Origin of the sequence: Geodermatophilus chilensis (genome assembly GCF_002802985.1) — a bacterium.
GTDB lineage: Bacteria > Actinomycetota > Actinomycetes > Mycobacteriales > Geodermatophilaceae > Geodermatophilus > Geodermatophilus chilensis.
The window spans coordinates 1-25,942 of record NZ_NVPT01000081.1; the positions used below are offsets into that span (position 1 = coordinate 1).

At 75.3% G+C, this 25,942-nt stretch carries 30 protein-coding genes; 10 read left to right on the plus strand and 20 right to left on the minus strand.

All coding sequences use genetic code 11. The features are described from left to right. Window positions 1-118: 118 nt before the first annotated feature. Complete coding sequence (locus CNO22_RS14755; protein WP_232807045.1) at window positions 119-1,114, minus strand: helix-turn-helix domain-containing protein; 996 nt, start codon at window positions 1,112-1,114, stop codon at window positions 119-121. A gap of 103 nt (window positions 1,115-1,217) precedes the next feature. Here CNO22_RS14755 and CNO22_RS14760 point away from each other — a divergent pair, with 103 nt between their 5' ends. Then, the gene (locus tag CNO22_RS14760; protein ID WP_232807046.1) at window positions 1,218-1,403 is read left to right on the plus strand and encodes a hypothetical protein; all 186 of its coding nucleotides are present in this window, start codon (window positions 1,218-1,220) and stop codon (window positions 1,401-1,403) included. 10 nt (window positions 1,404-1,413) lie between these two features. Then, window positions 1,414-1,623 carry a DUF3072 domain-containing protein gene (locus tag CNO22_RS14765; protein ID WP_100500091.1) on the plus strand — a complete coding sequence of 70 codons (210 nt, stop codon included), beginning with the start codon at window positions 1,414-1,416 and terminating at the stop codon, window positions 1,621-1,623. A 193-nt stretch (window positions 1,624-1,816) separates the two neighbouring features. Here the strand turns inward: CNO22_RS14765 and CNO22_RS14770 are convergent, their stop codons facing one another. Both CNO22_RS14770 and CNO22_RS14775 read right to left on the minus strand, forming a co-directional pair. After that, on the minus strand, window positions 1,817-2,497 hold the full coding sequence (locus CNO22_RS14770) for a response regulator transcription factor (RefSeq protein ID WP_100500092.1): 681 nt from the start codon (window positions 2,495-2,497) through the stop codon (window positions 1,817-1,819). Next, window positions 2,494-3,723, minus strand: coding sequence for a sensor histidine kinase (locus CNO22_RS14775; protein WP_100500093.1), 1,230 nt, complete (start codon window positions 3,721-3,723; stop codon window positions 2,494-2,496). Before CNO22_RS14775 ends, CNO22_RS14770 begins: the two co-directional genes overlap by 4 nt. Before the next feature lie 226 nt (window positions 3,724-3,949). On the opposite strand from CNO22_RS14775, the gene phoU reads away from it, so the two are divergent. Continuing rightward, entirely contained in the window at window positions 3,950-4,639 is a 690-nt protein-coding gene (phoU, locus tag CNO22_RS14780; RefSeq protein WP_100500094.1) for a phosphate signaling complex protein PhoU, read from the plus strand. Window positions 4,640-4,859: 220 nt separating this feature from the next. On the opposite strand, the gene CNO22_RS14785 is transcribed toward phoU, so the two are convergent. The 5 genes from CNO22_RS14785 to mshA are packed head-to-tail and all read right to left on the minus strand — an operon-like array spanning window position 4,860 to window position 9,481. After that, complete coding sequence (locus CNO22_RS14785; protein WP_100500095.1) at window positions 4,860-5,612, minus strand: phosphoglyceromutase; 753 nt, start codon at window positions 5,610-5,612, stop codon at window positions 4,860-4,862. A gap of 34 nt (window positions 5,613-5,646) precedes the next feature. After that, window positions 5,647-5,949 (minus strand): hypothetical protein, encoded by a 303-nt coding sequence (locus CNO22_RS14790; RefSeq protein WP_157936952.1) that lies wholly within the window; start codon window positions 5,947-5,949, stop codon window positions 5,647-5,649. 10 nt (window positions 5,950-5,959) lie between these two features. After that, on the minus strand, window positions 5,960-7,522 hold the full coding sequence (locus tag CNO22_RS14795; RefSeq protein ID WP_100500097.1) for an MFS transporter: 1,563 nt from the start codon (window positions 7,520-7,522) through the stop codon (window positions 5,960-5,962). Beyond that, window positions 7,519-8,061 carry a type III secretion system chaperone family protein gene (locus tag CNO22_RS14800; protein WP_198588342.1) on the minus strand — a complete coding sequence of 181 codons (543 nt, stop codon included), beginning with the start codon at window positions 8,059-8,061 and terminating at the stop codon, window positions 7,519-7,521. Before CNO22_RS14800 ends, CNO22_RS14795 begins: the two co-directional genes overlap by 4 nt. Window positions 8,062-8,113: 52 nt before the next feature. Further along, the gene (gene mshA / locus CNO22_RS14805; protein WP_100500098.1) at window positions 8,114-9,481 is read right to left on the minus strand and encodes a D-inositol-3-phosphate glycosyltransferase; all 1,368 of its coding nucleotides are present in this window, start codon (window positions 9,479-9,481) and stop codon (window positions 8,114-8,116) included. Between the two features lie 81 nt (window positions 9,482-9,562). Between mshA and CNO22_RS14810 the strand changes: the two genes are divergently transcribed. Beyond that, window positions 9,563-10,345: an SDR family oxidoreductase gene (locus CNO22_RS14810; protein WP_100500099.1), complete on the plus strand. Its 783-nt coding sequence runs from the start codon at window positions 9,563-9,565 to the stop codon at window positions 10,343-10,345. A 107-nt stretch (window positions 10,346-10,452) separates the two neighbouring features. Further along, window positions 10,453-10,941, plus strand: coding sequence for a GNAT family N-acetyltransferase (locus CNO22_RS14815; protein ID WP_100500115.1), 489 nt, complete (start codon window positions 10,453-10,455; stop codon window positions 10,939-10,941). 85 nt (window positions 10,942-11,026) lie between these two features. Here the strand turns inward: CNO22_RS14815 and CNO22_RS14820 are convergent, their stop codons facing one another. After that, window positions 11,027-12,040: a UDP-N-acetylmuramate dehydrogenase gene (locus tag CNO22_RS14820; RefSeq protein ID WP_100500100.1), complete on the minus strand. Its 1,014-nt coding sequence runs from the start codon at window positions 12,038-12,040 to the stop codon at window positions 11,027-11,029. Window positions 12,041-12,385: 345 nt separating this feature from the next. Between CNO22_RS14820 and CNO22_RS29080 the strand changes: the two genes are divergently transcribed. After that, entirely contained in the window at window positions 12,386-12,931 is a 546-nt protein-coding gene (locus tag CNO22_RS29080; protein WP_232807047.1) for a hypothetical protein, read from the plus strand. Between the two features lie 72 nt (window positions 12,932-13,003). Continuing rightward, on the plus strand, window positions 13,004-13,867 hold the full coding sequence (locus tag CNO22_RS14830) for a spermidine synthase (RefSeq protein ID WP_100500101.1): 864 nt from the start codon (window positions 13,004-13,006) through the stop codon (window positions 13,865-13,867). Here CNO22_RS14830 and CNO22_RS14835 read toward each other — a convergent pair. Continuing rightward, window positions 13,857-14,369 carry an O-acetyl-ADP-ribose deacetylase gene (locus tag CNO22_RS14835; RefSeq protein WP_100500102.1) on the minus strand — a complete coding sequence of 171 codons (513 nt, stop codon included), beginning with the start codon at window positions 14,367-14,369 and terminating at the stop codon, window positions 13,857-13,859. The genes CNO22_RS14830 and CNO22_RS14835 overlap by 11 nt on opposite strands. 23 nt (window positions 14,370-14,392) lie before the next feature. Between CNO22_RS14835 and CNO22_RS14840 the strand changes: the two genes are divergently transcribed. Then, a complete protein-coding gene (locus CNO22_RS14840) occupies window positions 14,393-14,599 on the plus strand; it encodes a PspC domain-containing protein (RefSeq protein WP_100500103.1) in 207 nt (68 codons plus the stop codon). Window positions 14,600-14,609: 10 nt separating this feature from the next. Here CNO22_RS14840 and CNO22_RS14845 read toward each other — a convergent pair whose 3' ends face one another. The 10 genes from CNO22_RS14845 to murD form a co-directional block, all read right to left on the minus strand. After that, on the minus strand, window positions 14,610-14,897 hold the full coding sequence (locus tag CNO22_RS14845; protein ID WP_100500104.1) for a DUF2516 family protein: 288 nt from the start codon (window positions 14,895-14,897) through the stop codon (window positions 14,610-14,612). A 226-nt stretch (window positions 14,898-15,123) separates the two neighbouring features. After that, complete coding sequence (locus CNO22_RS14850; protein WP_100500105.1) at window positions 15,124-15,873, minus strand: hypothetical protein; 750 nt, start codon at window positions 15,871-15,873, stop codon at window positions 15,124-15,126. Then, on the minus strand, window positions 15,870-16,382 hold the full coding sequence (locus CNO22_RS14855; protein WP_100500106.1) for a helix-turn-helix domain-containing protein: 513 nt from the start codon (window positions 16,380-16,382) through the stop codon (window positions 15,870-15,872). Before CNO22_RS14855 ends, CNO22_RS14850 begins: the two co-directional genes overlap by 4 nt. Before the next feature lie 84 nt (window positions 16,383-16,466). Further along, window positions 16,467-17,411, minus strand: coding sequence for an asparaginase (locus CNO22_RS14860; RefSeq protein WP_232807048.1), 945 nt, complete (start codon window positions 17,409-17,411; stop codon window positions 16,467-16,469). A gap of 80 nt (window positions 17,412-17,491) precedes the next feature. Continuing rightward, window positions 17,492-18,049 carry an RsiG family protein gene (locus CNO22_RS14865; RefSeq protein WP_100500107.1) on the minus strand — a complete coding sequence of 186 codons (558 nt, stop codon included), beginning with the start codon at window positions 18,047-18,049 and terminating at the stop codon, window positions 17,492-17,494. A 28-nt stretch (window positions 18,050-18,077) separates the two neighbouring features. Further along, window positions 18,078-19,184, minus strand: coding sequence for a CAF17-like 4Fe-4S cluster assembly/insertion protein YgfZ (ygfZ, locus tag CNO22_RS14870; RefSeq protein ID WP_100500108.1), 1,107 nt, complete (start codon window positions 19,182-19,184; stop codon window positions 18,078-18,080). Next, a complete protein-coding gene (locus tag CNO22_RS14875; protein ID WP_100500109.1) occupies window positions 19,184-19,648 on the minus strand; it encodes a Fur family transcriptional regulator in 465 nt (154 codons plus the stop codon). The genes ygfZ and CNO22_RS14875 overlap by 1 nt, the downstream gene beginning before the upstream one ends. A gap of 10 nt (window positions 19,649-19,658) precedes the next feature. Further along, window positions 19,659-20,543 (minus strand): glutamate cyclase domain-containing protein, encoded by an 885-nt coding sequence (locus CNO22_RS14880; RefSeq protein ID WP_157936953.1) that lies wholly within the window; start codon window positions 20,541-20,543, stop codon window positions 19,659-19,661. Then, on the minus strand, window positions 20,540-21,859 hold the full coding sequence (locus CNO22_RS27735) for a hypothetical protein (RefSeq protein WP_157936954.1): 1,320 nt from the start codon (window positions 21,857-21,859) through the stop codon (window positions 20,540-20,542). The genes CNO22_RS14880 and CNO22_RS27735 overlap by 4 nt, the downstream gene beginning before the upstream one ends. Further along, window positions 21,852-23,180: a UDP-N-acetylmuramoyl-L-alanine--D-glutamate ligase gene (gene murD, locus CNO22_RS14885; protein WP_157936955.1), complete on the minus strand. Its 1,329-nt coding sequence runs from the start codon at window positions 23,178-23,180 to the stop codon at window positions 21,852-21,854. Before murD ends, CNO22_RS27735 begins: the two co-directional genes overlap by 8 nt. A 167-nt stretch (window positions 23,181-23,347) precedes the next feature. On the opposite strand from murD, the gene nhaA reads away from it, so the two are divergent. Together nhaA and CNO22_RS14895 are read left to right on the plus strand one after the other, a co-directional pair. Continuing rightward, window positions 23,348-24,733 (plus strand): Na+/H+ antiporter NhaA, encoded by a 1,386-nt coding sequence (gene nhaA / locus CNO22_RS14890; RefSeq protein ID WP_100500112.1) that lies wholly within the window; start codon window positions 23,348-23,350, stop codon window positions 24,731-24,733. 408 nt (window positions 24,734-25,141) lie between these two features. Next, entirely contained in the window at window positions 25,142-25,753 is a 612-nt protein-coding gene (locus tag CNO22_RS14895) for a hypothetical protein (RefSeq protein WP_157936956.1), read from the plus strand. Window positions 25,754-25,942 lie beyond the last annotated feature (189 nt).

Below are 25,942 nucleotides of genomic sequence, written 5' to 3' on the forward strand. Positions count from 1 at the left end.
GCTCCTCGGCGGTCAGCCCACCACCGTCGGGATACCTCACGGCTTCGGCATAGCGCACACCGCGCCGCCCGTCAGCAGATCCGGAACCTCCGCCGTTAATGATCTTTAGTCACGGCGATCAAGCGGCCCGGTCGTCGTCCGCCGCGGCGAGCCCGGCCCGGAAGGTCTGCCGGTAGGCCCGCGGGGACACCCCGCGGCGCCGGGTGAACTGCTCCCGGAACCCCGCGGCGGTGCCGAAGCCCACGAGCCGGGCGATCTCCTCGACCGGCGCGTCGCTCTCCTCGAGCAGCGCCTCCGCGGCCGCGAGCCGGCGGCCGAGCAGCCAGGCGTGCGGGGTGGTGCCGGTCGTCGCCTTGAACCGGCGGGCGAAGCTGCGCGGGCTCATCAGCGCGCGGCGGGCGAGCAGCTCGACGCTGAGGTCGTCGGCCAGGTGGTTCTGCGCCCACTCCAGGACGGCGCCGAGCAGGTCGTCCTGGCACTCGGCGACGGGGGCGTCGATGAACTGGGCCTGCCCGCCGTCGCGGTGCGGGGGCACGACCATCTCGCGCGCCAGGGCGTTGGCAGCCGCGGCGCCCCACTCCCGGCGCACCAGGTGCAGCAGGGTGTCGACACCGGCCGCCGTCCCGGCGCCGGTGAGGATCCGGCCGTTGTCGACGTAGAGCACGGAGGGGTCCACCTCGACCGCGGGGTAGCGGGCGGCCAGCTCCCCCGCCCACTTCCAGTGGGTGGTGACCCGCTTGCCGTCGAGCAGGCCGGCCTCGGCGAGCACGAAGGCACCTGTGCAGTGGCTGACGATCGTGGCGCCCCGGGCGTACGCCTCGCGGACGGCGTCGAGCAGCACCGGCGAGGGCACGCGGTCGAACAGCTCCCACGCCGTGATGGAGACGATGTCGGAGCGGGCCAGCCGCTCCAGGCCGTGCTCCACCGTGATGGGGATGCCGGTGTCGGTGCGCATGACGCCGGGCGCCTCGCCCACCAGCGCGAAGTCGAACCGCGGCAGGCCCATGTGCCGGCGGTCGTAGCCGAAGACCTCGGCACTGACGCCCAGTCCGAAGCTGCCGACGAGACCGTCGGCGACGACGAGGCTCACCACGAGGGGACGGTCGGCCGTCATGCCGGACAGCATGGCAGGAAAGACGCGGTCGCGGTCACTTCTGCCACTCGTGCGGGCGGCACCCCGGGAGCACGCTCGTCGTGTGTTGCTCATCACCTGCCCCGTGACGAGGACCGCCGAGCTGGTCGCCGACCGGCGCATCCGCTCGGTGGTCAACCACCCGACCCACATCGCGCTGCACGTCGAGTGCCCGTGCGGCGGCGTGCACGTGTACCGCACCGGGCGCCGGTGGGAGTCCGCCCGCCGTGCGGCCGCCGCTCGACCTGCGCCGGAGCTCACCTCGGCCTAGGCTCGAACACATGAGCGAACCCACCGCGAACGACGACCGCAGCGCCGAGAAGGACCCGTCGGACTGGGTGACCGGCGACGAGCCCGCGACCGGCGCCCAGAAGAGCTACCTGCACACGCTGGCCCGCGAGGCCGGCGAGGACGTGTCGGACGACATCACGAAGGCCGACGCGTCACGCAAGATCGACGAGCTGCAGGACGAGACCGGCCGGGGCCAGTAGTCCCGGCCGGCCCGCTCTGAAGGCTCTGCGCCAGCCGGGGGACGGCACCTGGCCGCGGATGCCGACGCGAGCCGCCCTGCGAGGTGCCTCGACGAGTGGGGGCCGGAGGCCTCCACGAGGAGTGGCAGGAAGGGCTCCGCTCAGCTGGGGAACGGCACCTGGCCGCGGTGTCGGCCGGTAGGCCGACCGATTGCTACGCCTCGAGCTTGTAGCCGAGCCCGCGCACGGTCACCAGGTACTTGGGGTTGGCCGGGTCCGGCTCGATCTTGGCGCGCAGCCGCTTGACGTGGACGTCGAGGGTCTTGGTGTCACCCACGTAGTCCGAGCCCCACACGCGGTCGATGAGCTGGACCCGGGTGAGCACCCGCCCGGCGTTGCGCATGAGCAGCTCGAGCAGGTCGAACTCCTTGAGCGGCAGGGCGATCGGCTCGCCGTCCACGGAGACGACGTGCCGTTCGACGTCCATGCGCACCGGGCCGGCCTCCAGGGCCGAGTCGACCGTCGCGTCCACGTCGCTGCGGCGGCGCAGCACCGCCCGGATGCGGGCGACCAGCTCGCGCGCCGAGTACGGCTTGGTGACGTAGTCGTCGGCGCCCAGTTCGAGGCCGACCACCTTGTCGACCTCGGCGTCCTTCGCGGTCAGCATGATGATCGGCACGCTGCTGCGGGAGCGCAGCTGGCGGCAGACCTCGGTGCCGGGCAGGCCCGGCAGCATGAGGTCGAGGAGCACGATGTCGGCGCCGCCGCGGTCGAACTCGGCGAGCGCCTCCGGCCCGTTGTTGGCCACGACCGGGTCGAACCCCTCCTTCCGCAGCATGTAGGACAGCGCGTCGGAGAAGGACTCCTCGTCCTCCACGACCAGCACTCGGGTCATGACCGTCCCTCCGGGGCGTCAGCGGCGGACGGACCGCCGGCCAGGTCGTGCTCGGCCGGCGCGTCGCCGGCGGGTTCGGATGCGGTCTCGGCCAGCGGGATCCGCAGGGTGAAGGTGGAGCCGAGGCCCTCCTCGCTCCACACGCTCACCGAGCCGCCGTGGTTGGTGGCCACGTGCTTGACGATCGCCAACCCGAGGCCGGTGCCGCCGGTGCGGCTGGCTCGGGACTGGTCGACACGGTAGAAGCGCTCGAAGACCCGTGAGCGGTCCTGTCGCGGGATGCCGATGCCGCTGTCGGTCACCGTGATCTCCGCCAAGCCGGCGCGGGCGCGGGCGCCGACGGCGATCCGGGTGCTCTCGGGGCTGTAGGCGACGGCGTTGGCCAGCAGGTTGGTGACCGCCGTGGCCAGCTGCGACTCCACGCCGCGCACCACCAGGCCGCCCTCACCGCCGGAGACGATGGCGATCTGCTTGGCGCTCGCGGCCAGCTTAGTGCGGTCGACCGCCTCGGCGATGACCGTGTCGACGTCCACCGGCACCAGCTCGGGCAGCGGCTCGCCGCCCTGCAGCCGTGACAGGTCGATGAGCTCGCGGACCAGCCGGGCCAGTCGGTCGGCCTCGTGGGTCATCCGAGAGGCGAAGCGGCGCACCGTCTGCGGGTCGTCGGCGGCGTCCTCGATGGCCTCGGCGAGCAACGACAGCGCCCCGACCGGGGTCTTGAGCTCGTGGCCGACGTTGGCGACGAAGTCCCGGCGGACGGCCTCCACCCGGCGGGCCTCGGTCACGTCCTGCAGCACCAGCGCCACCGGCCCGGGCGCCGGACCGGACCCGCGCTCCAGCCGGACGCCGAGCACCCCGACCTGCCGCGGTCCCCCGCCCACGACCGAGCCGGGCAGCGACACCTCGGCGCGGCGCCGGCCGCCCTCGCGCACCGCACGGGCCAGCTCCAGCAGTTCGGGGACCAGCAGCCGGGTCTCGCGGACGATGCCGAGCGAGCGGGCCGCCGGGTTCGCCATCAGCACCACGTCGTCCGCGTCGAGCAGGACGACGGCGGGGTCGATCAGGTCGAGCAGTCGCCGGGACAGGACCGCCTCGGGGGCCGTGCCGTCGGTCGGAGCGGCCCGCGGGAGGTCGGGACGGCGCGGACGCAGCAGGAGGCAGGCGACCACGGCGCCGGCGACCACCCCGGCGACGAGGCCGACCAGCAGGGCGACCGACGAGCTCACGAGCCGATGCTAGGCCGGAGGGAACGCCGCTCATCCTCCGTCCGGGTGACGGAGACGCCCCGGATCGTGACTGTTCATGTTCCCGTGCCCACGAGTTCACCGCCGGGGACGGATGCGGTGGACGCGCGGTCCTACCCTCGGGGTCCGGAGATCGTCGGGGTCTCGAGCAGTGGGTACCCCCGCGTGTTGGGCCACGGCCGATCACGGCCCGATGAGGAGGACGACGGTGCGGCAGCACTACCACGAGGAACTCGACGACATCAACACCTGCCTGGTCGAGATGGCGAACTCGGTCGGGTCCGCCATGAACAAGGCGACGACCTCGCTGCTGGACGCCGACATCGAGCTGGCGAACCTGGTCATCGAGGGTGACGAGCGCATCGATGCCACCCGGGAGAGCATCGAGCAGCGCTGCTTCACCCTGCTGGCCCGGCAGGCGCCGGTCGCCACCGACCTGCGCACGATCACCGCGGCGATGCGGATCGTCAGCGACCTGGAGCGGATGGGCGACCTCGCCGTCCACGTCGCCAAGCTGGCGCGGATGCGCTTCCCCGAGCACGCCGTCCCCCAGGAGCTGCGGCCGATCTTCCTGGAGGCCGGGCACGTCGCCGAGAGCCTGGTCAGCCAGACGGCGACGGTGATCGCCAAGCTCGACGTCGAGGCCGCCGCGGCGCTCGAGGCCGAGGACGACCTGATGGACCAGCTGCACCGGCAGCTGTTCAGCGAGCTGCTGAGCAAGGAGTGGCCGCACGGCATGGAGGCGGCCATCGACATCACCCTGCTCGGCCGCTACTACGAGCGCTTCGCCGACCACGCGGTCAGCGTCGCCCGCCGGGTCGTCTACCTGGTCACCGGCGAGCGGGAGATGCACGCGACGGCTGACCAGTCGGCCCACCGGCCGACACCCCGGCCATGACACCGTCGGCCCACCGGCCGACACCGCGGCCAGGTGCCGTCCCCGGCCGGGGCTGAGTCGCTGGCCGTGTCCCGGTCGGTGAAAGGACCCCCTCCTGGCTGGAGGGGGCCGGGCCCCCCGAGACCGGGCCACCCCGGCTGAGTGCCGTCCCCGACTCGGCTGGACCACGGGACACCGGAGGGCCCCTCCCCGTCGCGGGAGGGGCCCTCCGGTGTCCCGGCTACTTCTTGCCCTGGTTCTTCACGGCCTCGATGGCGGCGGCTGCGGCCTCGGGGTCGAGGTACTCGCCACCGGGCTTGGCCGGGCGCAGGTCGTCGTCCAGGTCGTAGCGCAGCGGGACGCCGGTGGGGATGTTGAGCCCGACGACCTCGTCCTCACCCATGCCGTCCAGGTGCTTCACCAGCGCCCGCAGGCTGTTGCCGTGCGCGGCCACGAGCACGGTCAGGCCCGCGCGCAGGTCCGGCACGATCGCGTCGTACCAGTACGGCAGCATCCGGACGACGACGTCGGCCAGGCACTCGGTCTGCGGCCGCACCTCCGAGGGCAGCATCGCGTAGCGCGGGTCGCCGTCCTGGGAGTACTCGCTGCCGGGGTCGATGGGCGGCGGCGGGGTGCTGTACGAGCGGCGCCAGACGGTGAACTGCTCCTCGCCGTACTCGGCGAGCGTGGCGGCCTTGTCCTTGCCCTGCAGCGCGCCGTAGTGCCGCTCGTTGAGGCGCCACGAGCGCTTGACCGGGATCCACTGCCGGTCCGCGGCGGCCAGTGCCAGCTCGGCGGTGCTGATCGCGCGCTTGAGCACCGACGTGTGCGCCACCTCGGGCAGCAGGCCGTGCTCGGCGAGGAGCTCACCGCCCCGGGCGGCCTCGCCGCGGCCCTTCTCCGACAACGACACGTCCACCCAGCCGGTGAACAGGTTGGCCTTGTTCCACTCGCTCTCGCCGTGGCGGAGCAGCACGAGCGTTCCGGTCGTCACGCCGCCATCCTGCCCGACCCGGACCTGGTCGGTCTCACCCGATGAGCAGCGGCCACAGCAACCAGGCCTCGAAGGCGACCGGCGGCAGCAGGCCGGTGAGCAGCCACGGGCTGCGGACGGGCCGGTCGACACCCCAGCGCAGCGCCGCGACGGCGGCCACGCTGCACGTCGCGCCGGCGGTCAGCCACAGCAGGCTGCCCTCCAGGTCGACGGCCAGCAGCTGGGCGAAAGTCAGGCGCACGGCGCACAGCAGCAGCGGGTACACCAGCGCGGTCGCGGCGAGCAGGCCCACCAGTGCCCGGACCTGCCGCTGCTGCTGCCCGGGACCCTCGTGCACCGACGCCACGCTAACCCCTGGTGGGAGCCTCGGCGCCGGACCCGGTGCGCCGTCCCGGCAACCAGACGAGGACGACGACGGCGGCCAGCGCCGTGGCCAGCGCCGTGCCCACGGCGGTGAGGTGCATCGCCGCGACGAACGCCTCGCGGGCCGGGTCGACCAGCGCGCCCGCCGCGGCCGCGGCCTCCGGGTCGCCGCCGGCCAGCGTCTGCTGCACCGCGCCGAGGGTGGCCACGATCGAGGTGCTGGCCTCCTCCCGGAGGTCGGCCGGCAGCGCGTCGACGGCCTCGCCGAGCCGGGCCGCGTAGGCGTTGGCCAGCAGCGACCCGAGGATCGCCACGCCGAGCGCACCGCCGACCTGGCGCACCGAGTTGTTCACCGCCGCACCGGCGCCGGCCTTGTGCCGGGGGACGACGGACATGATCGACTCGGTCGTCGGTGCCATGACCGCGCCCATCCCCAGGCCCTGGACCGACAGGATGACCAGCAGCAGCCCCAGCGGTGAGGTCTCGTCCAGCAACTGGAAGCCGCAGACGGCCGCCGTCAGCAGGCCGAACCCGGTGCCGACGACGGCCTTGGCGCCGAACCGCTCGGCCAGCCGCGAGCTGCCCGGCGCCATGACCGCCATGCCCAGCGCCATCGGGATCAGCGCGGCGCCGCTGACCAGTGGGCCGTACCCGAGCACGCCCTGCAGGTAGTACACGAGGTAGAAGGTCGCGCCCATGAGCGCGAAGAAGTTCAGGCCGAGGGCGGCCGCGGCGGCGGAGAAGGCCGGGTTGCGGAAGAGCGTGACGTCCAGCGCCGGGTGGGTCGAGCGGCGCTGCAGCCAAACGAACAGCGCCAGCAGGACCAGCCCGCCGAGCAGCGGCACGAGGACGTCGGGCGAGCCCCAGCCCGCCCCCGAGCCGCCGTGGATGATCCCGTAGACCAGTCCCACGAGCGCCAGGATCGACAGCAGCACCCCGGGGACGTCGAGCCGGCCCGGCGACGGGTCGCGGGACTCGGGGACGACGAGCAGCGTCGCGACGATGCCGAGGAGCGCCACCGGCACCGCGATGAGGAAGACCGCGCCGCTGGCCAGCGGGCCGCCGGCGACGGCGATCCCGGCGGTGCCGGCCCACACGCCGATGGCCCGGCCGCGCTCGCCCGGCGGGAAGACGTTGGTGATGACCGCCAGGGTGGTGGGCTGCACCGCCGCGCCGCCGATGCCCATGACCGCCCGCCAGGCGATCAGCTCGCCGGGGCTGCTGCTGAAGGCACCCAGCAGCGAGCCGGCCGTGTAGACCGACAGCCCGATGAGCAGCACCTTCCGGCGACCGATCCGGTCACCGATGACGCCCCAGGAGAACAGCAGGCCGGCGAAGACGAGGATGTAGGCGTCGATGGCCCACTGCAGCTGGCCCTGGCTGGCGTCCAGCTCGCGCTGCAGCGTGGGGATGGCGACGTTGAGGGTCGTGTTGCCCATGATCACCACGAGCAGGCAGATCGTCATGGTGGCCAGCACCCACCACCGGCGGGCGTAGCCGGGCCGCTCCTCGGCGGCCTCGGGGAGCGACCGTTCGGTCGCCGTCACGCCCCGCCGTCCGGGGTCCCGGCGGCGCGGGACCTCCGCCCCGGGTCGACGAAGTCGGCGAAGGCCTCCAGGTTGCGCAGCGACTCGCCGCGCTTGACCCGCCACTCCCACTCCCGCCGGATCGACGCGCCGAAGCCGATCTCGAGCATGGTGTTGAAGTGGTCGTCGGCGTAGCTGAGCACCGCGCCGAGGACGCGGTCGAGCTCCTCCGGGGTGACCGCGGCGTGCGGCAGCCGGCCGGTCAGGTACACGTCGCCGACGCTGTCGATCGAGTAGGCAACGCCGTACATGCGGGCGTTGTGCTGCAGCAGGTAGGTCCACAGCTGCTCGCGGTTCTCGTCGGGCTGGCGGCACACGAAGGCCTCCACCCGCAGCGCGTGCTCACCGACGATCAGCCCGCAGACCGTCTTGAGCTTCTGGGTGCCGGGCAGGTCGACCAGCCAGCGCCCGGGCGCGGGGTGCTCGTGCACCAGCTCGTTCTCCCGCACGGTCTGCTCGATGACCGCGTCGAGCTCGGCGACGGTCCGCTCGCGGCTCACCGCGCCCCCTGTCCGCTCCCGCGCGGCGGAGCCGCCGGGACGGCAGAGCGGCTCACTGCGCCACCTGCGCGCCGAGCGCGCGCACCCCGCCGAGCGCCCAGGCCGGGCGCAGCAGCCGACCGCAGGCGACCTCCGGAGAGGCCAGCCGCTGAGCCGCCACGGCCATCTCCTCCGCGGCCGCCGTGTACGCCGCCACGAGGCTGTCGACGGTGCGCTCCCAGGAGAACGAGTCCGCGTGCCGGCGGGCGCCGGCCGACAGCAGCTCCCGGCGGGCGAGCACCGCGCGGATGGCGGCGGCGTAGTCGGCCGGGTCCCGGCCCTCGACCAGCACCCCGGAGACGCCGTCCCGGACGGCGGTGCGCAGGCCCCCCACGGCCGCCGCGACGACCGGCGTCCCGCAGGCCTGGGCCTCCAGCGCCACCAGGCCGAAGGACTCGTTGTGGCTGGGGACGACGGCGACGTCGGCGGCGCGGTAGTGCTCGGCGAGCAGCTCGGCGTGCACCGGGGGGAGGAACCGGACGAGGTCGGCGATGCCGAGCCCGTCGGCCAGCTGCTCCAGCTGGCGGGGCGCCTCCAGGCCGGTGCCGCTGGGCGCGCCGACGACGTGCACCTGGAGCCGGTCGCGCAGGGCCGGGTCGTCGGCGAGCATCCGCGCGGCCGCCTCGAACAGCAGGTCAGGGGCCTTGAGCGGCTGGATGCGCCCGACGAAGAGCAGGACGACGGCGTCGTCGGCGATGCCGAGCCGGCGACGGGCCGCCGCCCGGTCGCCGGGGGTGAAGCGGTCGAGGTCCACCCCGGGCGGGACGACGAGGGTGCGCCGCGGGTCCGCGCCGTAGTGCTCGACCAGCTGGCGGGCCTCGTCGTCGGTGTTGGCGATCAGCCGGTCGGCCTCGGCGACGACCTGCTCCTCGCCGATGACGCGCGCCCGCGGCTCGGGGCGGTCGCCCGCGGCCAGCGCGGCGTTCTTCACCTTGGCCAGGGTGTGCGCGGTGTGGATGAGCGGCACGCTCCACCGGTCGCGGGCCAGCCAGCCGACCTGGCCCGAGAGCCAGTAGTGCGAGTGGACGACGTCGTAGTGCCCCGGCTCGTGCTGCGCTTCCTCGCGCAGGACGGCGGCGGTGAAGGCGCACAGCTGCGCGGGCAGCTCCTCCTTGCCCAGGCCCTCGAACGGGCCGGCGCTGACGTGCCGCACGGTGACCCCGGGGCTCATCTCGACCACCGGCGGGAGGTCGCTGGAGGTGGCGCGGGTGAAGACGTCGACGGCGATGCCGCGCTCGGCCAGCCGCCGGGAGACCTCGACGACGTAGACGTTCATGCCGCCGGCGTCGCCGGCACCGGGCTGGTCGAGGGGGCTGGTGTGCACCGAGAGGGTGGCCACCCGCCGGGGCACGGCCGACCGGGGACGGCGGCGAGCGGCCACGTGCGACCTCCCGCCTCGCTCCTGGGCGCCGGGAGGCACCCGCTCGACATCGCAGTCTGCAACAACGCCAGGATGGGGCGCATGCCCGGTCCCTCACCCGAGTCTCCCCTCGTTCCCGCAGGTGCGCCCGGTGCGGGCCGGACCGCTGTCGTCACCGGTGCCTCCAGCGGCATCGGGGCGGCCACCGCCCGGCGGCTGGCGGCCGAGGGCTTCGACGTCGTCGTCGGCGCACGGCGGATGGACCGGCTGACCGAGCTGGCCGCGGAGATCGGGGCCCGGGCGCTGCCGCTCGACCTGACCGACCCGGGCTCGGTGGCGGAGTTCGTCGGCGCGCTCGACCGGGTCGACGTGCTGGTCAACAACGCCGGCGGCGCGTTCGACGCCAGGCCGGTGGCCGAGGCCGACCTGGACTCCTGGGCGCGCACCTACGAGGTCAACGTGCTGGGCACCGTCCGGCTGACCAAGGCGCTGCTGCCACAGCTGATCGCCTCGGGCGCCGGCGACCTGCTGTTCGTCGGCTCGACCGCGGGGCTGATCAGCTACGAGGGCGGCGCCTCCTACACGGCGGCCAAGCACGCCGTGCACACGCTGGCCGAGACGCTGCGCCTGGAGCTGTTCGACCAGCCGGTGCGGGTGGTCGAGATCGCGCCCGGGATGGTGCGGACCGAGGAGTTCGCCCTCAACCGGGTCCAGGACCGGGACCGGGCGGAGGCGGTCTACCGCGGGGTCCGCGAGCCGCTGGTGGCCGACGACATCGCCGACTGCATCGCCTGGGCGCTCACCCGCCCGCACCACGTGAACGTCGACCTGTTCGTCGTCCGCCCGCGGGCGCAGGCCGCCCAGCACAAGGTGCACCGCCAGTAGAAGGACCCCGTCCTCCCCATCCTTCGCAAGCTCAGGGCGGGGCCCGGGACGGGGCCGCTGGCCCGTGGTCGGTGGCCGCAGCGGAGCACCCGCCCTACGGTCGGTCGGTGCTGATCCGCGAGGCGACCGACGGGGACTGGCCGGCGATCCACCCGTTCTTCCGGGCGGTCGTCGACGCCGGGCAGACCTACGCCTACCCGGAGGGGCTCTCCCTCGAGGAGGCCCGCCCGCTCTGGATGGAGCAGCCGCCGGGGCGGACGGTGGTCGCGGTCGACGGCCACACGGTCCTCGGCAGCGCGAAGATGGGCCCGAACCGGCCGGGCCGCGGGTCGCACGTCGCGACGGCGAGCTTCCTGGTCGACCCGGCCGCGCAGGGCCGCGGTGTGGGCCGGGCGCTCGGCGAGCACGTGGTCGGCTGGGCCTGCGACGCCGGCTACCGCGGCATCCAGTTCAGCGCCGTCGTCGAGACCAACACCCCGGCCGTCACGCTGTGGCGGTCACTGGGCTTCGTCGTCGTCGGCACGGTGCCCGGCGCGTTCTCCCACCCCGAGCACGGCTACGTCGGCCTGCACGTGATGTACCTCGACCTCACCTGAGCACCATTGCCGGCGCTTCTCGCGGATTGCCGGTGCTGCAGCGCCGGCAGTGCGCGAGGAACCCCGGCAATCCCGGGGGTGACGGTCAGGGCGACGGTGTGATCGCGGTGGGCTCCCGCTCCAGGGTCACGCCGAAGCGCTCCTGCACGCCGGCGACGACCTTGTCGGCGAAGGCCAGCAGCTCGTCGGCGGTCGCACCGGGCTCGGTGGTCAGCGCGAGGCTGTGCCGGGACGACGTCCCCACCCGGCCGTCGCGCGTGCCGCGGCCGAAGCCGGCGTGCTGCACCAGCCAGGCGGCGCTGAGCTTCACGTGCCCGTCGCCGGCCGGCCAGCTCGGGCAGCCCTCGACCGCCCGCGTCGCCGGGACGATCGGGTTGGTGAAGAAGGACCCGGCGCTGCGGCTGTCGGGGTCGGCGGGGTCCCAGACCATGCCCTTGCCGCGGCGCAGCTCGAGCACCGCGGCCCGGACGTCGGCCAGCGGCGCCCGCTCCCCCAGCTCGACGCCCAGCCGCCGGGCCAGCTCGGCGTAGCCGACCGGCCGCGACAGCTCCCCCGGCTCCAGCTCGAAGGTGACCTCGAGGACGACGAACCGGCCGGGCTCGCGCTTGAGCCGGCTGTCGCGGTAGGTGAACCCGCACTCGGCCGGGGTGAGCACCTGCTCGGTCGACGTCACGCGGTCCCAGACCCGGACGACACCGATGACCTGGGCGACCTCCTGGCCGTAGGCGCCGACGTTCTGCACCGGCGTGGCCCCGGTGCTGCCCGGGATGCCCGACATCGCCTCCATGCCGGCCAGCTGCTGCTCGACGGTGTGCGCGACCAGGTGGTCCCACGGCTCCCCGGCCTGCACGACCAGCCGGTCGCCGTCGCGCTCGACGCCGCGGCTGCGGACGGCGATGACGTCCCCGGGCCAGCCGTCGTCCGGACCGATCAGGTTGGAGCCGCCGCCGAGGACCAGCAGCGGCCGGCCGGCGGCGTCGGCGTCACGGACGGCGGCGACGAGCTCGGCGGCGCCGGTGACCTCGACCAGCCGGTCGACGGGGCCGCCCACGCCGAGGGTCGTCAGCTCCGCGAGGCGGGCGTTCCGTCGGACCTGCACGGCACCACGCTAACCGCGACTACGCTCTGGACCGGTGAGCGAGGCAGGAGGCGGGGACCACAAGCGTCGCGCCAGCCTCCCGAAGAAAGCCAGTCCGCGCCTGGCCGCCGGCCGGGCCCGCGCCCTGGGCCTGCCCACCCGCGGCACCACCAATGCCAACCGGCTGCGCCGGGTCGACCGCTGGCTGCTGGCCACGCAGGTGCCGCGGCTGCGCGACGCCGCGCGGCCGCTCGTCGTGGACCTCGGCTACGGCGCGTCGGCGGTGACCACGCTGGAGCTGGCCGACCGGCTCGGCGCGGAGGTGCACGGCCTCGAGGTCGTCGGCCTGGAGATCGACCCCGAGCGGTGGCCGCCGTCGCCGCCGACCGGGACCCGCCGCGGGTCGACTTCCGGGTGGGCGGCTTTGAGCTGGCCGGCCTGCGGCCGGTGCTGGTGCGCGCGTTCAACGTGCTGCGCCAGTACGACGAGGAGTCCGCGGCGCAGGCCTGGCAGACGATGTGCGCCGCACTGGGCCCCGGCGGGCTGCTCGTCGAGGGCACCTGCGACGAGTGGGGACGGCGCTCGGCGTGGGTCGCCCTCGACACGGACGGGCCGCTGACCCTGACGCTGTCGGCGCGGGTGTCCGACCTCGACCGGCCCTCCGACCTCGCCGAGCGGCTGCCCAAGGCGCTCATCCACCACAACGTGCCCGGCCAGCCGGTGCACGAGTTCCTCCGCGCCCTGGACACCGCGTGGGCCGCCGCGGCCGGGCTCTCCACCTTCGGCCCGCGTCAGCGCTGGACCGCGGCGGTCGAGTCCCTCGCCGGGCAGGGCTGGCCGTTCGTCGGCTCCAGCCGCCGCTGGCGGCACGGCGAGGTCACCGTGCGCTGGTCCGCCGTCGCCCCGGTCTGACGCTGCGGGCGAGATCGGCGATCTCGCACGGTCGGGCACGATGGCGGGCGTGCGTCCCGCCCCGATGACCCGATGAGCCGGCGCCGGTCCCCCGAGCCCGTCGTCCCGCCCGGCCCGACACCGGTCGACGGGGGCACCGCCGAGCTGCTCGGGGACGCCGACCGCGACGGCTCGTGGGTCCTCATGGTGAACGGGACGCCGCAGTCGCACGTGGACCTCGATGACCCCACGCACCTGGAGTTCGAGTACGTGCGCCGGATGGGCCACGTGCTCGACCTCGCCGCCGCCGACGGCCGGCCGATCGACGTCGTCCACCTGGGCGGCGGTGCGCTGACCCTGCCCCGGTACGTCGCGGCGACCCGTCCCGGCTCCCGGCAGCGGGTCGTCGAGCTCGACCAGCGGCTCACCGAGCTGGTCCGCGCCCACCTGCCGCTGCCGCGGGACGCCCGCGTCCGGGTGCGCGCCGCCGACGCCCGCGAGGGGCTGGCCGCCCTGCCACCCGCGAGCGCCGACGTCGTCGTCAGCGACGTCTTCGCCGGGGCCCGCACGCCGGCGCACCTGACCAGCCTCGAGTACGCGCAGGAGGCGCACCGCGTGCTGCGGCCGGGCGGCTCGTTCGTCGTCAACGTTGCCGACGGCCCGCCGCTGCGCTTCGCCCGCACCCAGGTGGCCACGCTGCGTGCCGTCTTCGCGCACGTCTGCCTGCTGGCCGAGCCCGGCACGCTGCGCGGCCGCCGCTTCGGCAACCTGGTGGCGGGCGCCTCGGACGCCGAGCTGCCGATCCCCGCGCTGGTCCGCCGCTGCGCCGCCGACCCGATGCCGAGCCGGGTGGTCGAGGGCGCCGACCTGGACCGCTTCGCCGGCCGGGCCCAGCCGGTGCACGACGCCGACGCGGTCCCCTCCCCCGAGCCCCCGGAGGGCGTCTTCAGCCGTTGAGCGCGGCCTCGAACGCCGCCAGCGCCCGGTCGTCGAACAGCACGAACCGCACCTCCTGCACGTGCTCGACCGCGGCCGCGCGGACGCCGGCCACCGCCTGCACCGCGGCGTCCTCCAGCGGCCAGCCGTAGACGCCGGCCGAGATCGCCGGGAAGGCCACCGTCCGGGCGCCCAGGCCGTCGGCGACCCGCAGGCTCTCGGTGTAGCAGGAGCGCAGGACGGCGGACCTGTCCTCGTCGGGCGACCAGATCGGGCCGGCCGTGTGCACCACCCACCGGGCCGGCAGCCGGCCGGCCGTCGTCGCCACGGCCTGCCCGCGCGGCAGCCGCCCACCGGGCAACCCGGCCTTGAGCGCACGGCACTCGGCCAGGATGTCGGGCCCGCCGGCCGCGTGGATGGCGCCGTCGACCCCGCCGCCGCCGAGCAGCCCGGGGTTCGCCGCGTTGACGACGACGTCGACGTCGGCCTGGGTGATGTCGCCGCGGACCGCGCACAGGAGCACCCATCGACCGTAGGGTCGGGGGCATGACCTCGCCCGCCCGTCTGCCCCTCCGCCGCGACACGCGCCACAAGGTGGTCGCCGGTGTCTGCGCGGGGATCGCCCGGCGCTACGGCATCTCGCGGACCGGCCTGCGCCTGGCGTTCGTGCTCTCCTGCGTGCTGCCCGGCCCACAGTTCATCGCCTACCTGCTGCTGTGGATCGTGATCCCGAAGGACACTCGGGGCTGGTGAGCCCGGCGGCTCACCAGCCGCTGCCGCCCCGGCTCAGCCCACGGACGGCCGGCCGGACGTCGACCAGGTAGACGATGGCGGCGATCACGGCCGGCAGGCCGAGGAAGCTCATGGGACCCATGAGCAGGAGGACCACCAGGGACAGGGCCAGGATGGCCCCCCACCCGGGCTTGGTGAGCTTGCCCGCCGCGACGTAGCCGGCGGCGGGGCGGATGAGGGCGTCGGCCAGGGCCCACGCGGCGAGCGCCAGGGTCGCGAGGCGCAGCACGTCGAGCAGGACCCCGTCGAAGCTCAGCATGCCCGGCAGGGTACCCGCGCAACGGCGTCCGGCCAGGGTGCCGCGACCCCTCCGGGGGAGGTCCGGACACGGCAGGGCCCCGGAGCGCTGTGCGCTGCTCCGGGGCTCTGGGTCCGGGCGGCCTCCCTGCAGGGTCCCGCCGCGGCCCCGTCCAGAGGCTCGCCGCGAGCCTGCGAGCGGTGCGGAGGACGGGGTCCTTCCACGGTGGGGGCAGGAAGGTCCTCTTTCAGCTGTCGCGCTTGGTGGTGCGGGCGCGGGTCACCCGGGCGGAGGTGCCGGCGGGGGCCGACTTCCTCGCCGGCGAGGTCTTCTTGGCCGCAGCTCGCTTGTGAGCCGGCTTGGCGGCCTCGGGCTCCTCGGCCGACTCCAGGGTCGCCTTGGCCTGGTCGGCGGCCTCGTGCGTGGCCTGCTCGGCGGAGTCGATCGCCTTCTCGGCCTTCGCCGCGGTCTTCTGCGCGATCGAGGTGACCTCGTTGGACGCCTCGGCGACGGTCTCGGCGGTCTCCTCGAGCACCTCCTCGAGGGTGTCCTCGACGGCGTCCACCGCACGCTCGGCGCGGCCGACGACCTTGCGGACGACGGGCTGGTGGCGCAGCTCCTCGACGACCTCGGCACCGCGGACGGCCAGGGACTCGATGGTGGCGACCGCCTGGGTGCGGGCGGTGCTCGCCAGGCCGGCCACCGTGCTGGCGACGGCGTCGGGGCGGACGGCCGCGGCGACGTGCTGGGCCGACGTGCGCGCGGTCCGGACGGCCTCCTCGGCGCGGGTGCGCGCCTCCTTGGCGGCCAGGTCGGCCTGCACCTGGGCCTCGCCGGGCAGCGCCTCGGCGCGCGAGCGCAGCGTGCCGACGACGGCGCGGGCGCGCTCGACGGCCAGGTCGCCGGCGCCGACGGCGGCCAGCAGGACCTGCTTGTTCTGGACGGCGACGATCTCGCCGTACTCCTTCAGCACGGTCTTGTTGAGCAGGGTCTTCATGCCGATTCCTCCGCGGGACGGTTCGGGGTGGGGTCAGTGGGGTCCGCCGGGGCGGCGCCGCTCACGGCGTGCTCCCGGACGTAGGTCTCGTAGAGCTCGAGCAGCACGGCCTTGTGCCGCTCGGACAGCGACGCGTCGGCGCGGATCGCCACCACGGTGTCCGGGTTGCCGTCGCGGCGGTCGAGGATCCCGGCCTGCTCGTAGAGCGTCTCCGCCGAGATCTTCAGGCCCTTGGCGATCGCGGCCAGGATCTCCGCCGACGGCTTGCGCAGCCCCCGTTCCACCTGCGAGAGGTACGGGTTGCTCACCCCGGCGGTGCGGGCGAGCTCGCGGAGGGACACCCGGGCGGCGTTGCGCTGCTCGCGGATGAACTCCCCGACCTGGGACCCGGTCGCCGACACCTTGGAGCGCTCGGCGGCCACCGTCCCCGCGACGCTGCTCGCGACCTGGTCGACCACGCCACGGACGGTCGTCACCTGTCCGCGGACGAAGTCGCTCGGGTTCTGCACACCACGACGCTAGGCCGGGGTGCTAGCTACTGCAAGCGGGAGAGCTAGCACCCGGGCGTGAACCGTCTCACCCGGCGTGTCAGGTCAGCCCGTCAGCGCTGCGGCCGCTCGCACCTCGCCGACCACGCCGTCGCCACCGGACACCGGCGTCAGCGACCAGGGGGCCAGCTGCTCGGCCGGGACGCCCAGGTGCCGCAGGCCGGCGCACAGCGCGGGTGTGCGGCCGCGGTCGCCGCCGTCGTCCAGCTTGAGGGCGACCGCGCCGCGGCCGGGTAGCGCGGCGACGTGCACGCCGTCGGCCCCGCCCTTGACCAGCAGGCCGTCGACGGCGCGCATGAGGTCGGTGTCCTCCCGGCCGGTGCCCGCCACGAACCAGGGGTGCGCGCGCATCGCGTCGGCGACCGCCCGGTCGTGGGTGCCGGCCGCGGCCTCGACCAGCGAGGACACGCCCCGGGTCAGGCCGGTCAACGGCAGTCCGTGCTGCGGGGCGCCGCAGCCGTCGACGACGACCGCCGCCACCGGCGTGCCGGCGGCCTCGCCGAGCCGGGCCTCGACCGCCTGCTGCAGCGGGTGCTCGCGGTCGAGGTAGCCCTCGGTGGGCCAGCCGGCGGCGACGCAGGCCGAGAGCATCGCCGCGTGCTTGCCGGAGCAGTTCATCGCCAGCCGCTCCCGCGCCCGGCCGGCGACCTCCCAGGCCGAACGGGTGGGGTCGTGCAGCGGCAGCGCCGGCGGGCAGCCGAGGTCGTCGGGCGAGAGGCTGACGGCGGCGAGCATGCCGGCGACCAGCTCGCGGTGGCCGTCCTCCCCGGAGTGCGACCCGGCACCGATCGCGAGTTCCTCACCCGAGCGCGGCGCCCAGCCGGCGGCGAGCAGCGCGGTGGCCTGCACCGGCTTGTTCGCCGATCGCGGCAGCACCGGCCGGTCGACGTCCCCCACGGCGGACAGCACCGCGCCGTCGGGGCCGACGACGACCAGCGAGCCGCGGTGCACCGACTCGAGGAAGCCCGAGCGCCACACCTCGACCAGCACCGGATTGTCCGGCCAAGCGACTCGGCCCCGCTGCAGGGGCCCGCCGCGAGCCTGCGAGTGGCGGGGGGCAGCGGGGTCCTTCAACGGCCCTCGTCAGCGAGCAGCGCGGCGACGTCGGCCTCGCCGTTGCGGTACCGGCGGCCGAGCTCCGCGGCCAGCCCGTCCATGACCTGCTGCACGCCGCGGCGCCGCTCGGACAGCGACCCCTCGGCGCGGGCCAGCGCGCGGGCGGCCCGCTCCAGCTCGGCGTCGGACAGCTCGGGGACCGCGGACAGGTCGACGCCCGGGGTCAGCGAGTTGACCCAGCTCTCGTACTCCTCGGGCGCCGCCGGCTGCACCGTCTGGTGCCGGCCCAGGCCGTGGGCCGGGCCGCGGCCCTTCTCGGCGAGGATCTCCGGCAGCAGGTCGACGAGCGAGCGGCCGTCGTGCTCGGCGCGGCGCTGCAGCTCGCGGCGCACGATGTCCAGCCGCCCCTGCAGCAGCCGCCGGGTGTAGGAGAGGTTGACCTCCTCCTGCTCGGCCTGGCGCCGCAGCCGGCGGACGTCGGCCATCGGCCGCTGCACGGCGGCCTCGAGGAAGCCGCGGTCGAGCAGCGCGTCGACGGCGGCGCCGCCGGCGCGAGTCGGTTCGGGGGTCACGGTCGGGCCTCTCCGGAGGGTCGAGCGGTCACCGGGGGATGGTCCCAGATCGGACGGCCTGGACCCGTTCCCGCGCCGCAGCGACCGTGTCGTCGAGCCCGGCCGGGGCGTCGTCGGGGTCGATCGCGGCCCGGGCGCCGGCCACGGTCAGCTCGGCGTCCATCGCCACCGACTGCTTGACCAGCGCCAGCGCCACGACGCCGAGCTCGTGGTGGCGGACGACGGAGCCGACCCGGCCGACGTCGCGGCTGCCGAGCTGCACCGGCGTCCCGGCCTCCGGCAGCTGCTCGGCCAGCCCGTCGAGGTGCAGCAGCACCAGCCGCCGCGGCGGGCGCCCCAGGTTGTGCACCCGGGCCACGGTCTCCTGGCCGCGGTAGCAGCCCTTGGCCAGGTGGACGGCGCTGGCCAGCCAGCCGGTCTCGTTCGGGATGGTGCGGTGGTCGGTGTCCACGCCCAGGCGCGGACGGCGGGCCTCGACCCGCAGCGCCTCGTAGGCGTCCACCCCGGCGGGCGCGGCCCCCGCGGCCAGCAGCGCGTCGGCGGTGGCGGCCAGCTCGGCGCGGGACACCAGCAGGTCGACGACGGGGGCGCCGTCCCCGAGGGGTGGCATCCGGCGCACCCACCCGCCGCCGTCCCGGGCGGACACCGCGTACGGCGCGACGGGGACGGGCAGGCCGGCGGCGGCGAGCACCGCGTCGCCGCGCGGACCGACCAGGGACAGCAGCGCCCACGCGTCGGTCACCAGCGCCGGCTCGACGCGGAGCATGAAGCGCATCCGCTCCAGGTACGTCTGCAGCGCGGGGCCGGTGCCCGGCTCGACGTCCACCCAGGTGGTGCCGGCGAGCTCGGCGAGGACGAGGTGGTGCTCGACGTGCCCGTTCGGTGACAGCTCGAGGGCCTCCGCGCCGGCGCCGTCGCCGAGCCGCTCGAGGTGCTGGGTGAGCAGGCTGTGCAGCCAGGTCAGCCGGTCGGCACCGGGGACGACGAGCACGTCGCGGTCGCTGCGGTCGACCAGGCCGGCGCCCTCGGCGAGCTCGCGCTGCTCGCGCAGGGGGCTGCCGTAGTGCGCCGGGACGGACCCGTCCTCCACCGGGACGGCGCCGGGACGGGCGAGCAGGGGGCTGGGGGTGGACATCAGGACTCCGATCCGGCTCGTTCGCGGCACGCGCGGCACGTCCCGGACAGCGCGACGTGCCCCACGTCCAGCTGGAAACCCAGGTCGGCCGCCAGACGTTCCGCGGCCCCGTCGAGCAGCGCCGGGTCGGCCGAGGAGATCTCCCCGCAGCTGGCGCACACGACGTGCAGGTGCGGGTGCTCGGCGGCGTGGTAGACCGGCGCGCCCTTGCCGAGGTGGGTGTGCCACACCAGCCCGAGGCGCTCGAGCAGCTCGAGGTTGCGGTAGACCGTCGAGGTGTCCGGCGCCGCGCCGTCCGGGCCGGCCTCCTCGCGCAGCCGGCTGGCGATCTCCTCGGGGGTGGCGTGCTCGAGCGCGGCCACCGCGGCGAGCACCCGCTGGCGCTGGGTGGTCAGCCGCAGCCCGCGCGCACGCAGGCGCTCGGCGAGCGGTGCGGCGTCCTGGGGCGGGTGCGGGTGCGGCACGCCGTCGAGCCTAGGACGTCGCCAGTACGCGGAGGTCGGCGAGCAGGTCGGCGTAGCCGGCCACCGGGACGCCGTCCACCGTGGCCCCCGGCCGCCCGGTGACGCCGTCGATCGCGCCGGCCGCGGTGGCCGCCCCGAGCAGCTGCGCGTCGACCTGCGGGTCCAGCAGCGCGACCAGGGCGTCGCGGTGCGCGGGAGCCAGCCGGGCGAGCCCGGCGACCAGCCCGGAGCAGCCCCAGTTGGAGGTGCCGGCCACGACGAGGGCGTCCACGGGGACCCGGCAGGCGATCCGGTCCCCGTGCGCGATGCAGGCGGCGACGACGTCGGCCGGCACGTTGCCCATGCCGATCTCGTTGCCGCCGTCACCGACCGCCCCGGTGACCAGTCCGGGGAGGGCGAAGGCAGCGTGCAGCGGTGCGGTGGAGCCCGTGACGTCGAACCCGCGCATGGTCAGCACCCGCCCGTGCGGGCCCGGGCCCAGCCGCTCCACCGCGACCAGGTGGGACAGGCCGAGGGCCGCCACCCGGTCCCGCACCTGCGCCTCGTCGGTGCACACCGGCAGGACCTCCGGACGTCCGGCGCCGAGCACCTCCAGGCAGGCGCCGGTCACCTGCGCGCACGGCTCGTCGGTGAGCACCACCGGGTCGGCGCCGAGAGCGGTCAGCGCCGCGGCCAGGACGGCGGCGCCCACCGGCCCGTCGGTCTCGGCCGCCGGTGTGGGCGCCCAGGCGATGTGCACGCCCGTGACCAGGCCGACCCGGCCGCCGGCGCGCCCGGCGGCGGCGAGCTCCGCGGCCAGCCGGGCGAACTGCCCAGGGACGGCGGCGGCCAGCCCGGTCACGTCGCGGGCGCCGGGGCGCAGCAGCGCCCGCTCGATCCCCGCGAGCTGGGTCACCGCACCGGCGGGCGGGCCTCCGCGAGCACCCGCTGCAGCGAGGTGAGGTACCGGTCGGGCACCGAGTGCTCTCCGCGCGGCGGGAGGAAGCCCTCGACGGTGGCGCCGGTGACCGCGGCGAACGAGGCCGCCTCCTCCCCCAGCGCGCGGACGACGGCGTGCCCGCCCCAGGCGGTGCTCCGCGCGAGGTGGGCCATCGCGGCGGCGCTCTCGGCCCGCTCCCCCACGCAGTCGAACGGCTTCTCCGTGGCCCACAGCCGCCGGAAGCCGTCGACGAGGGAGAGGTCGGTCAGGGGGTCGCCGCCGAACATCTCGCGAGCCTCGTCGGGCGTCAGGAAGGCCGCGAAGCAGAGGAAGGTGAACAGGCACTTGTCGCAGCGCAGGCACCAGCGCTGCGTGGCCTCGCCGCCCATGTGCGCCTGCGTGTAGCTCCGGTTGCAGCTGAGGATCTCCCCGCGCAGCTCCGGCAGGTTCGCCACCGCGCCCACCGTCGCCAGCTCCGAGAGCTGCCGGGTCAGGCTGAAGTAGCCCACGCCCACCTCGGCCGCCGCCGCCGCGAAGAACCGCTCGAACTCGTAGGACTTCGAGTACTGGTGGTTCACCCGCGCGCCGTTGACCGTCAGCGTCTCCTCGTCGGCCGACCGCTCGTTGGCGAAGACGACCGGGTCGAACCCGCCGAGGACGGCGACCAGCGTGGAGATCGCCGAGTTGATCGCGGTGACCGGCACGTGCCCGTTCAGCCCCCCGGCCCGCGTCCGCTCGGCCAGCAGCGGGTCCAGCCGGCGGCGGACGCCGATCAGCGGCACGCCCGCGGCCCGGGCCACGTCGCGCTGGGCGTCGGTCGGGTTGACCGCGAGCGCGGTGGCCGGGGTGACGACGACCAGCGCCAGCGCGGAGTCCTTGCCGCCGCCGACCGGCAGCAGCGCCTCGCGCCCGCCGCCGTCCACCGGCGCGGGGACGTCGTCGGTCGTCTCCAGGTCGAAGGCGACCTCGTGCGGCACCGGCAGCCGGTTCACCGCGGCGAACTCGCCCAGCCCGTGCGTGTACGCGGCCTCGGCGACGGCGGCCTGCGCCTTGGTGACCGGCCGCTCCACGACGACCCGGCCGGGCGCGCGCAGCTTGTAGTAGCTGGTGCCCATGACCAGGTGCACCAGGTCCAGCGCGGCGTCCACGCGCGCCGGGTCGGCGCCGGCGACGAGGCCGGGGTCGAGGGTGAGCCGCTCGGTGAACTCGTCACCGGCCAGCCGGTAGGTGAAGGCGGCCTCGCCGGTCGCGGGGTCGAGGGAGCGGCCGGCGACGACGAACGCGTCAGACACGCTCGGCTCCGGCGTCGACGAGGATCTGCTCATAGGTCCGTGCCAACTCCTCGTAGTTGCGGAAGCGGTTGTAGCTGGGCGCGCCCGGCGAGAGCAGCACCAGGTCGCCCGGGCGGGCGGTGCGCAGCGCCCCGGCGACGGCGTCGGCCAGGGAGCCGGTCTCGGTGACCGGCGCGTCGACGCCGGCGGCGGCCGCGGCGGTGCGGATGTCGGCAGCGAACCGGGCGCCGGTGTCCGGGATCGTCAGCACCTGCACCGCGCCGCCGCGGGCGACGACCGCCGCGGCCAGGTCGGTGTAGTCCAGCCCGCGGTCCTGCCCGCCGGCGATCAGGGTGACCCGCTGCCCGGTGAAGGCGTCGATCGCGGCGCGCACCGACACCGGGGTGGTGCTCAGCGCGTCGTCGACGAACGTGACGCCGTTCCGCGTGGCCACCGGCGAGAGCCGGTGCGGGAGCGCCCGGAAGTCGGCGACGGCGGCGCGGACGGCGTCGGCGGACCGGTCGAGGTCCACGCCCATCCGCACGCAGGCGGCCAGCGCGACGTGCAGGTTGGCGACGTTGTGCACGCCCGAGAGGCGCTCGAGCGGGAAGCCGGCCACCCGCGCCCCGGGCACGACGTCGCCCGGGTCGACCAGTACCGCCGGGTCCAGGTGCTGCTCCGCGACCGGCCGCGCCTGGGGGCTGACGACCACCGAGCCCGGCCCGCAGCCGGCGAAGACGTGCAGCTTGTCGCGGTAGTACGTGTCGACGTCGCCGTGCCAGTCCAGGTGCTCGGGCGCCAGGGAGGTCACCGCGCCCCAGCCCGACCAGCCCTCGACGGCGGCGGCCTGGTAGCTGGAGACCTCGACGACCAGCGACGTCCCGCCGGTGCCGACCCCGTCCAGCAGGACGTCGAGCAGCGGGGTGCCGATGTTGCCGGCGTGCACCGCCGGCCGGCCGGCCGCGGTCAGCACCACGGCGGCCAGTGCGCTGGTCGTGCTCTTGCCCTTGGTCCCGGTGACGCAGAGCGTCGGGACGTCGCGGGCGGCGAACTCGGCCAGGGCCACGCCGGTGCCGGAGGTGAGCGTGGTCCGGGCGGCGAGCGCGCGGGCGTCCTCGCGGTAGGGGCTGATGCCCGGCGAGCGGAACACCACGTCGCAGCCGGCGAGCGCGGCGACGTCGGCGCCCGCCTGGACACCCGGGGGCAGGTCCACCGGCGGGACGGCGTCGACGACCACGACCCCCGCCGCGCCGGCGGTCAGCGCGGCGCGCACCGCCGCGCGCCCCTCGCGTCCGTGACCCCAGACGCCGACCCGGCGCCCGGCCAGCTCGGCGAGCCTCACCGGCCGCTCCCGGACGGCCGTGCGCAGCGGTGGGTCACGGCGCCCACTGTACGGAGCGGGGGTCCGCCGGACGGCGCACGCGACGGGTCGCCGGTAGGGTCCCGGACAGGTGCGCCGGGAAGTCTGGTCGGCAACGTCCTCGCCGACCCTGTCTCCGGGAGCCGCTCATGCCGTCCAACTCGACCGCCCGTCTGTTCGGCCGGGGTTCCTGGGCCGAGACCCGCCGGGTCGCCGACATCCTCCGCAAGGAGACCGTGGGCGGGGCCCTGCTGCTCGCCGCGGCGGCGGTCGCGCTGGTCTGGGCCAACTCCCCGTCGGGAGGGGCCTACGAGGCCCTCCGCGACACGCGGGTGGGCCCGGCCGCCCTGCACCTGGACCTCACCCTCGGCACCTGGGCGGCCGACGGGCTGCTCGCGATCTTCTTCTTCGTCGCCGGCCTGGAGCTCAAGCGCGAGTTCGTCGCCGGCGACCTGCGGGAGCCACGCCGCGCAGCGCTCCCCATCGCCGCCGCCGTGGGGGGCATGGCCGTGCCGGCCCTCTTCTACGTGCTGCTCAACCTCGGACGCGACGACGACGCGCTCCGCGGCTGGGCCATCCCGTCCGCCACCGACATCGCCTTCGCCCTCGCCGTCCTCGCGGTGATCAGCACGCACCTGCCGGCGGCCCTGCGCACCTTCCTGCTGACCCTCGCGGTCGTCGACGACCTGCTCGCGATCGTGGTGATCGCGGTGTTCTACACCGACGACTTCTCCGCGGGCTCCCTGCTGCTGTCGCTCGTCCCGCTGGCCGTCTTCGGCTTCCTCGTCCAGCGGCGGATCCGCTCCTGGTGGCTGCTGCTGCCGCTGGCCGCGCTCACCTGGGTCCTCGTGCACGAGTCCGGCGTGCACGCGACGGTCGCCGGCGTCCTGCTGGCCTTCACCGTCCCGGTGGTGCGCAGCCAGGCGGCGGGCGGCCCGGACGCCGGCCCGGGCCTGGCCGAGCACTTCGAGCACCGGTTCCGGCCGATCTCGGCCGGCATCGCCGTGCCGGTGTTCGCCTTCTTCTCCGCCGGTGTCGCGGTGGGCGGGCTCTCCGGCCTCACCCAGTCGGTCACCGACAGCGTCGCCGTCGGCATCACCGTCGGGCTGGTGCTGGGCAAGACGATCGGCATCACCGGGGCCACCTGGCTGGTGTCCCGCTTCACCCGCGCGGAGCTCGACGAGCACCTCGGCTGGCCCGACGTCGTCGGCCTGTCGCTGCTGGGCGGCATCGGCTTCACCGTGTCGCTGCTGATCACCGAGCTGGCCTTCGGCCTGGGCACGGAGACCTACGACCACGCGAAGGTCGGCATCCTGAGCGGCACCCTGCTCGCCGCCCTGCTGGCCACCGTCGTCCTGCGGCTGCGCAACCGCCGCTACAAGCGGATCTACGAGGAGGAGCGGGCCGACTTCGACCGCGACGGCGTCCCCGACGTGTACCAGCGCGAGACGGTCGACGACCGCGCCGAGCACCGGCCGCGCTGGGACGGCGCTCCCCCGCCCGGGCGCACTCCGGGCGGTTCCGCCGAGAGCTGAACCAGTGCGTTGCCGAGTCCTCGCGCGCGACGTACCGTCGAGGTACACGAGAGGGGAGGTGGTCCGAACAATTGAATTCTTATCGGACTCGTGAGGTGGCTGTCCGCTAGCCGCCGTCCAGATGGGCCGCCCGTCCGGTGTGGAAGCCGGACGACGGCATGATCGCCCGTCCGTCGTACGGCGGCGAGCGAGAACCGGACAGTCACCCGACCCCCGGGCTGCCGACATTTGTCCAGTCGGCCCACGCGCTGCCCCCTGGCCCCGCCAGGCAGGGCGCGGTGGAGCAGCCCGGGGGTTGTCCGTTCCCTGGGGAGGTCCGCGCTGTCCACCGGCGCCCTCGAGACCGGCGACTCCCCTGGCGCGTGGGTCGTCGCCGCCCTCCGGCGCGACCGCACCGTCGCCTCCCTGGTGCCGCCGGTGTTCGAGGCCTACGCCCGGGTGCTGCACCCCGCCGTCCGCTACGCCGGCGATGACGACGTCGACGTCCGCTGGGACGAGGTCGCGGCCTACAACGGCACCACGGCGCACCGGCTGATGCAGTGGCCGGCGATCACCGGCTCCTGGGAGTACGTCGCCGAGGAGGACCAGCCCGACGTCTGGAACGACAGCCCCGCCGAGGGTCACCTCCCTGCCTCCGTGGCCGCCGCGCTGGCCGACCTGCTCGCCGGGTGGACGACCACGCCGCAGGAGTGCTGGTTCGGCTGGTGCGACGACGCGCACGACGGCCGGCCGCACCTGAGGCTGCCCGCCTGCGACCTGCTGTTGCGCCGCGGTCCGGTCACGCTGGCCGCGGCCAACTTCGCCCCCGAGCCGCAGGAACAGAGCGCGGCCGTGTGGTGGCCGGCCGACCGCGCCTGGTTCGTGGCCACCGACCCCACCCTGATGAGCACCTACGTCGGGGGGCCGGCCGGCGCGGTTGACGACCTCCTCGGGTCCCTGCTGGAGGTGCACCCGGCGTCGCCCGACGACCCGGTCGGCCACGACACCGACCCGGTCAACCCGGCCCCGACCCGCTTCTGAGAGAGGACCCCTCTGCCCCCCACGCCTCGCAGGCTCGGCGCGGGCCCCTGCAGAGGGGCCGTTCCGGTACGCCGCCATGCACGCGGCGGCCTAGGAGCCTGCTGAACAACCTCGGCGTGTCTGCCCGGTGCGAGCGGGGAGCGCGAGAACGATTTGGGTCGTGCAGGGCACTTCCCAGCCTCAGCATGT

What these genes read in the sequence shown, in the direction of transcription:
- CNO22_RS14770 (WP_100500092.1), bottom strand. Translation starts at nt 2,497, where the DNA reads ATGACCCGAGTGCTGGTCGTGGAGGACGAGGAGTCCTTCTCCGACGCG.
- CNO22_RS14810 (WP_100500099.1), top strand. Translation starts at nt 9,563, where the DNA reads ATGCCCGGTCCCTCACCCGAGTCTCCCCTCGTTCCCGCAGGTGCGCCC.
- ygfZ (WP_100500108.1), bottom strand. Translation starts at nt 19,184, where the DNA reads ATGTCCACCCCCAGCCCCCTGCTCGCCCGTCCCGGCGCCGTCCCGGTG.
- CNO22_RS14765 (WP_100500091.1), top strand. Translation starts at nt 1,414, where the DNA reads ATGAGCGAACCCACCGCGAACGACGACCGCAGCGCCGAGAAGGACCCG.
- CNO22_RS14755 (WP_232807045.1), bottom strand. Translation starts at nt 1,114, where the DNA reads ATGACGGCCGACCGTCCCCTCGTGGTGAGCCTCGTCGTCGCCGACGGT.
- CNO22_RS14840 (WP_100500103.1), top strand. Translation starts at nt 14,393, where the DNA reads ATGACCTCGCCCGCCCGTCTGCCCCTCCGCCGCGACACGCGCCACAAG.
- nhaA (WP_100500112.1), top strand. Translation starts at nt 23,348, where the DNA reads ATGCCGTCCAACTCGACCGCCCGTCTGTTCGGCCGGGGTTCCTGGGCC.
- CNO22_RS14830 (WP_100500101.1), top strand. Translation starts at nt 13,004, where the DNA reads ATGAGCCGGCGCCGGTCCCCCGAGCCCGTCGTCCCGCCCGGCCCGACA.
- CNO22_RS14850 (WP_100500105.1), bottom strand. Translation starts at nt 15,873, where the DNA reads ATGAAGACCCTGCTCAACAAGACCGTGCTGAAGGAGTACGGCGAGATC.
- CNO22_RS14845 (WP_100500104.1), bottom strand. Translation starts at nt 14,897, where the DNA reads ATGCTGAGCTTCGACGGGGTCCTGCTCGACGTGCTGCGCCTCGCGACC.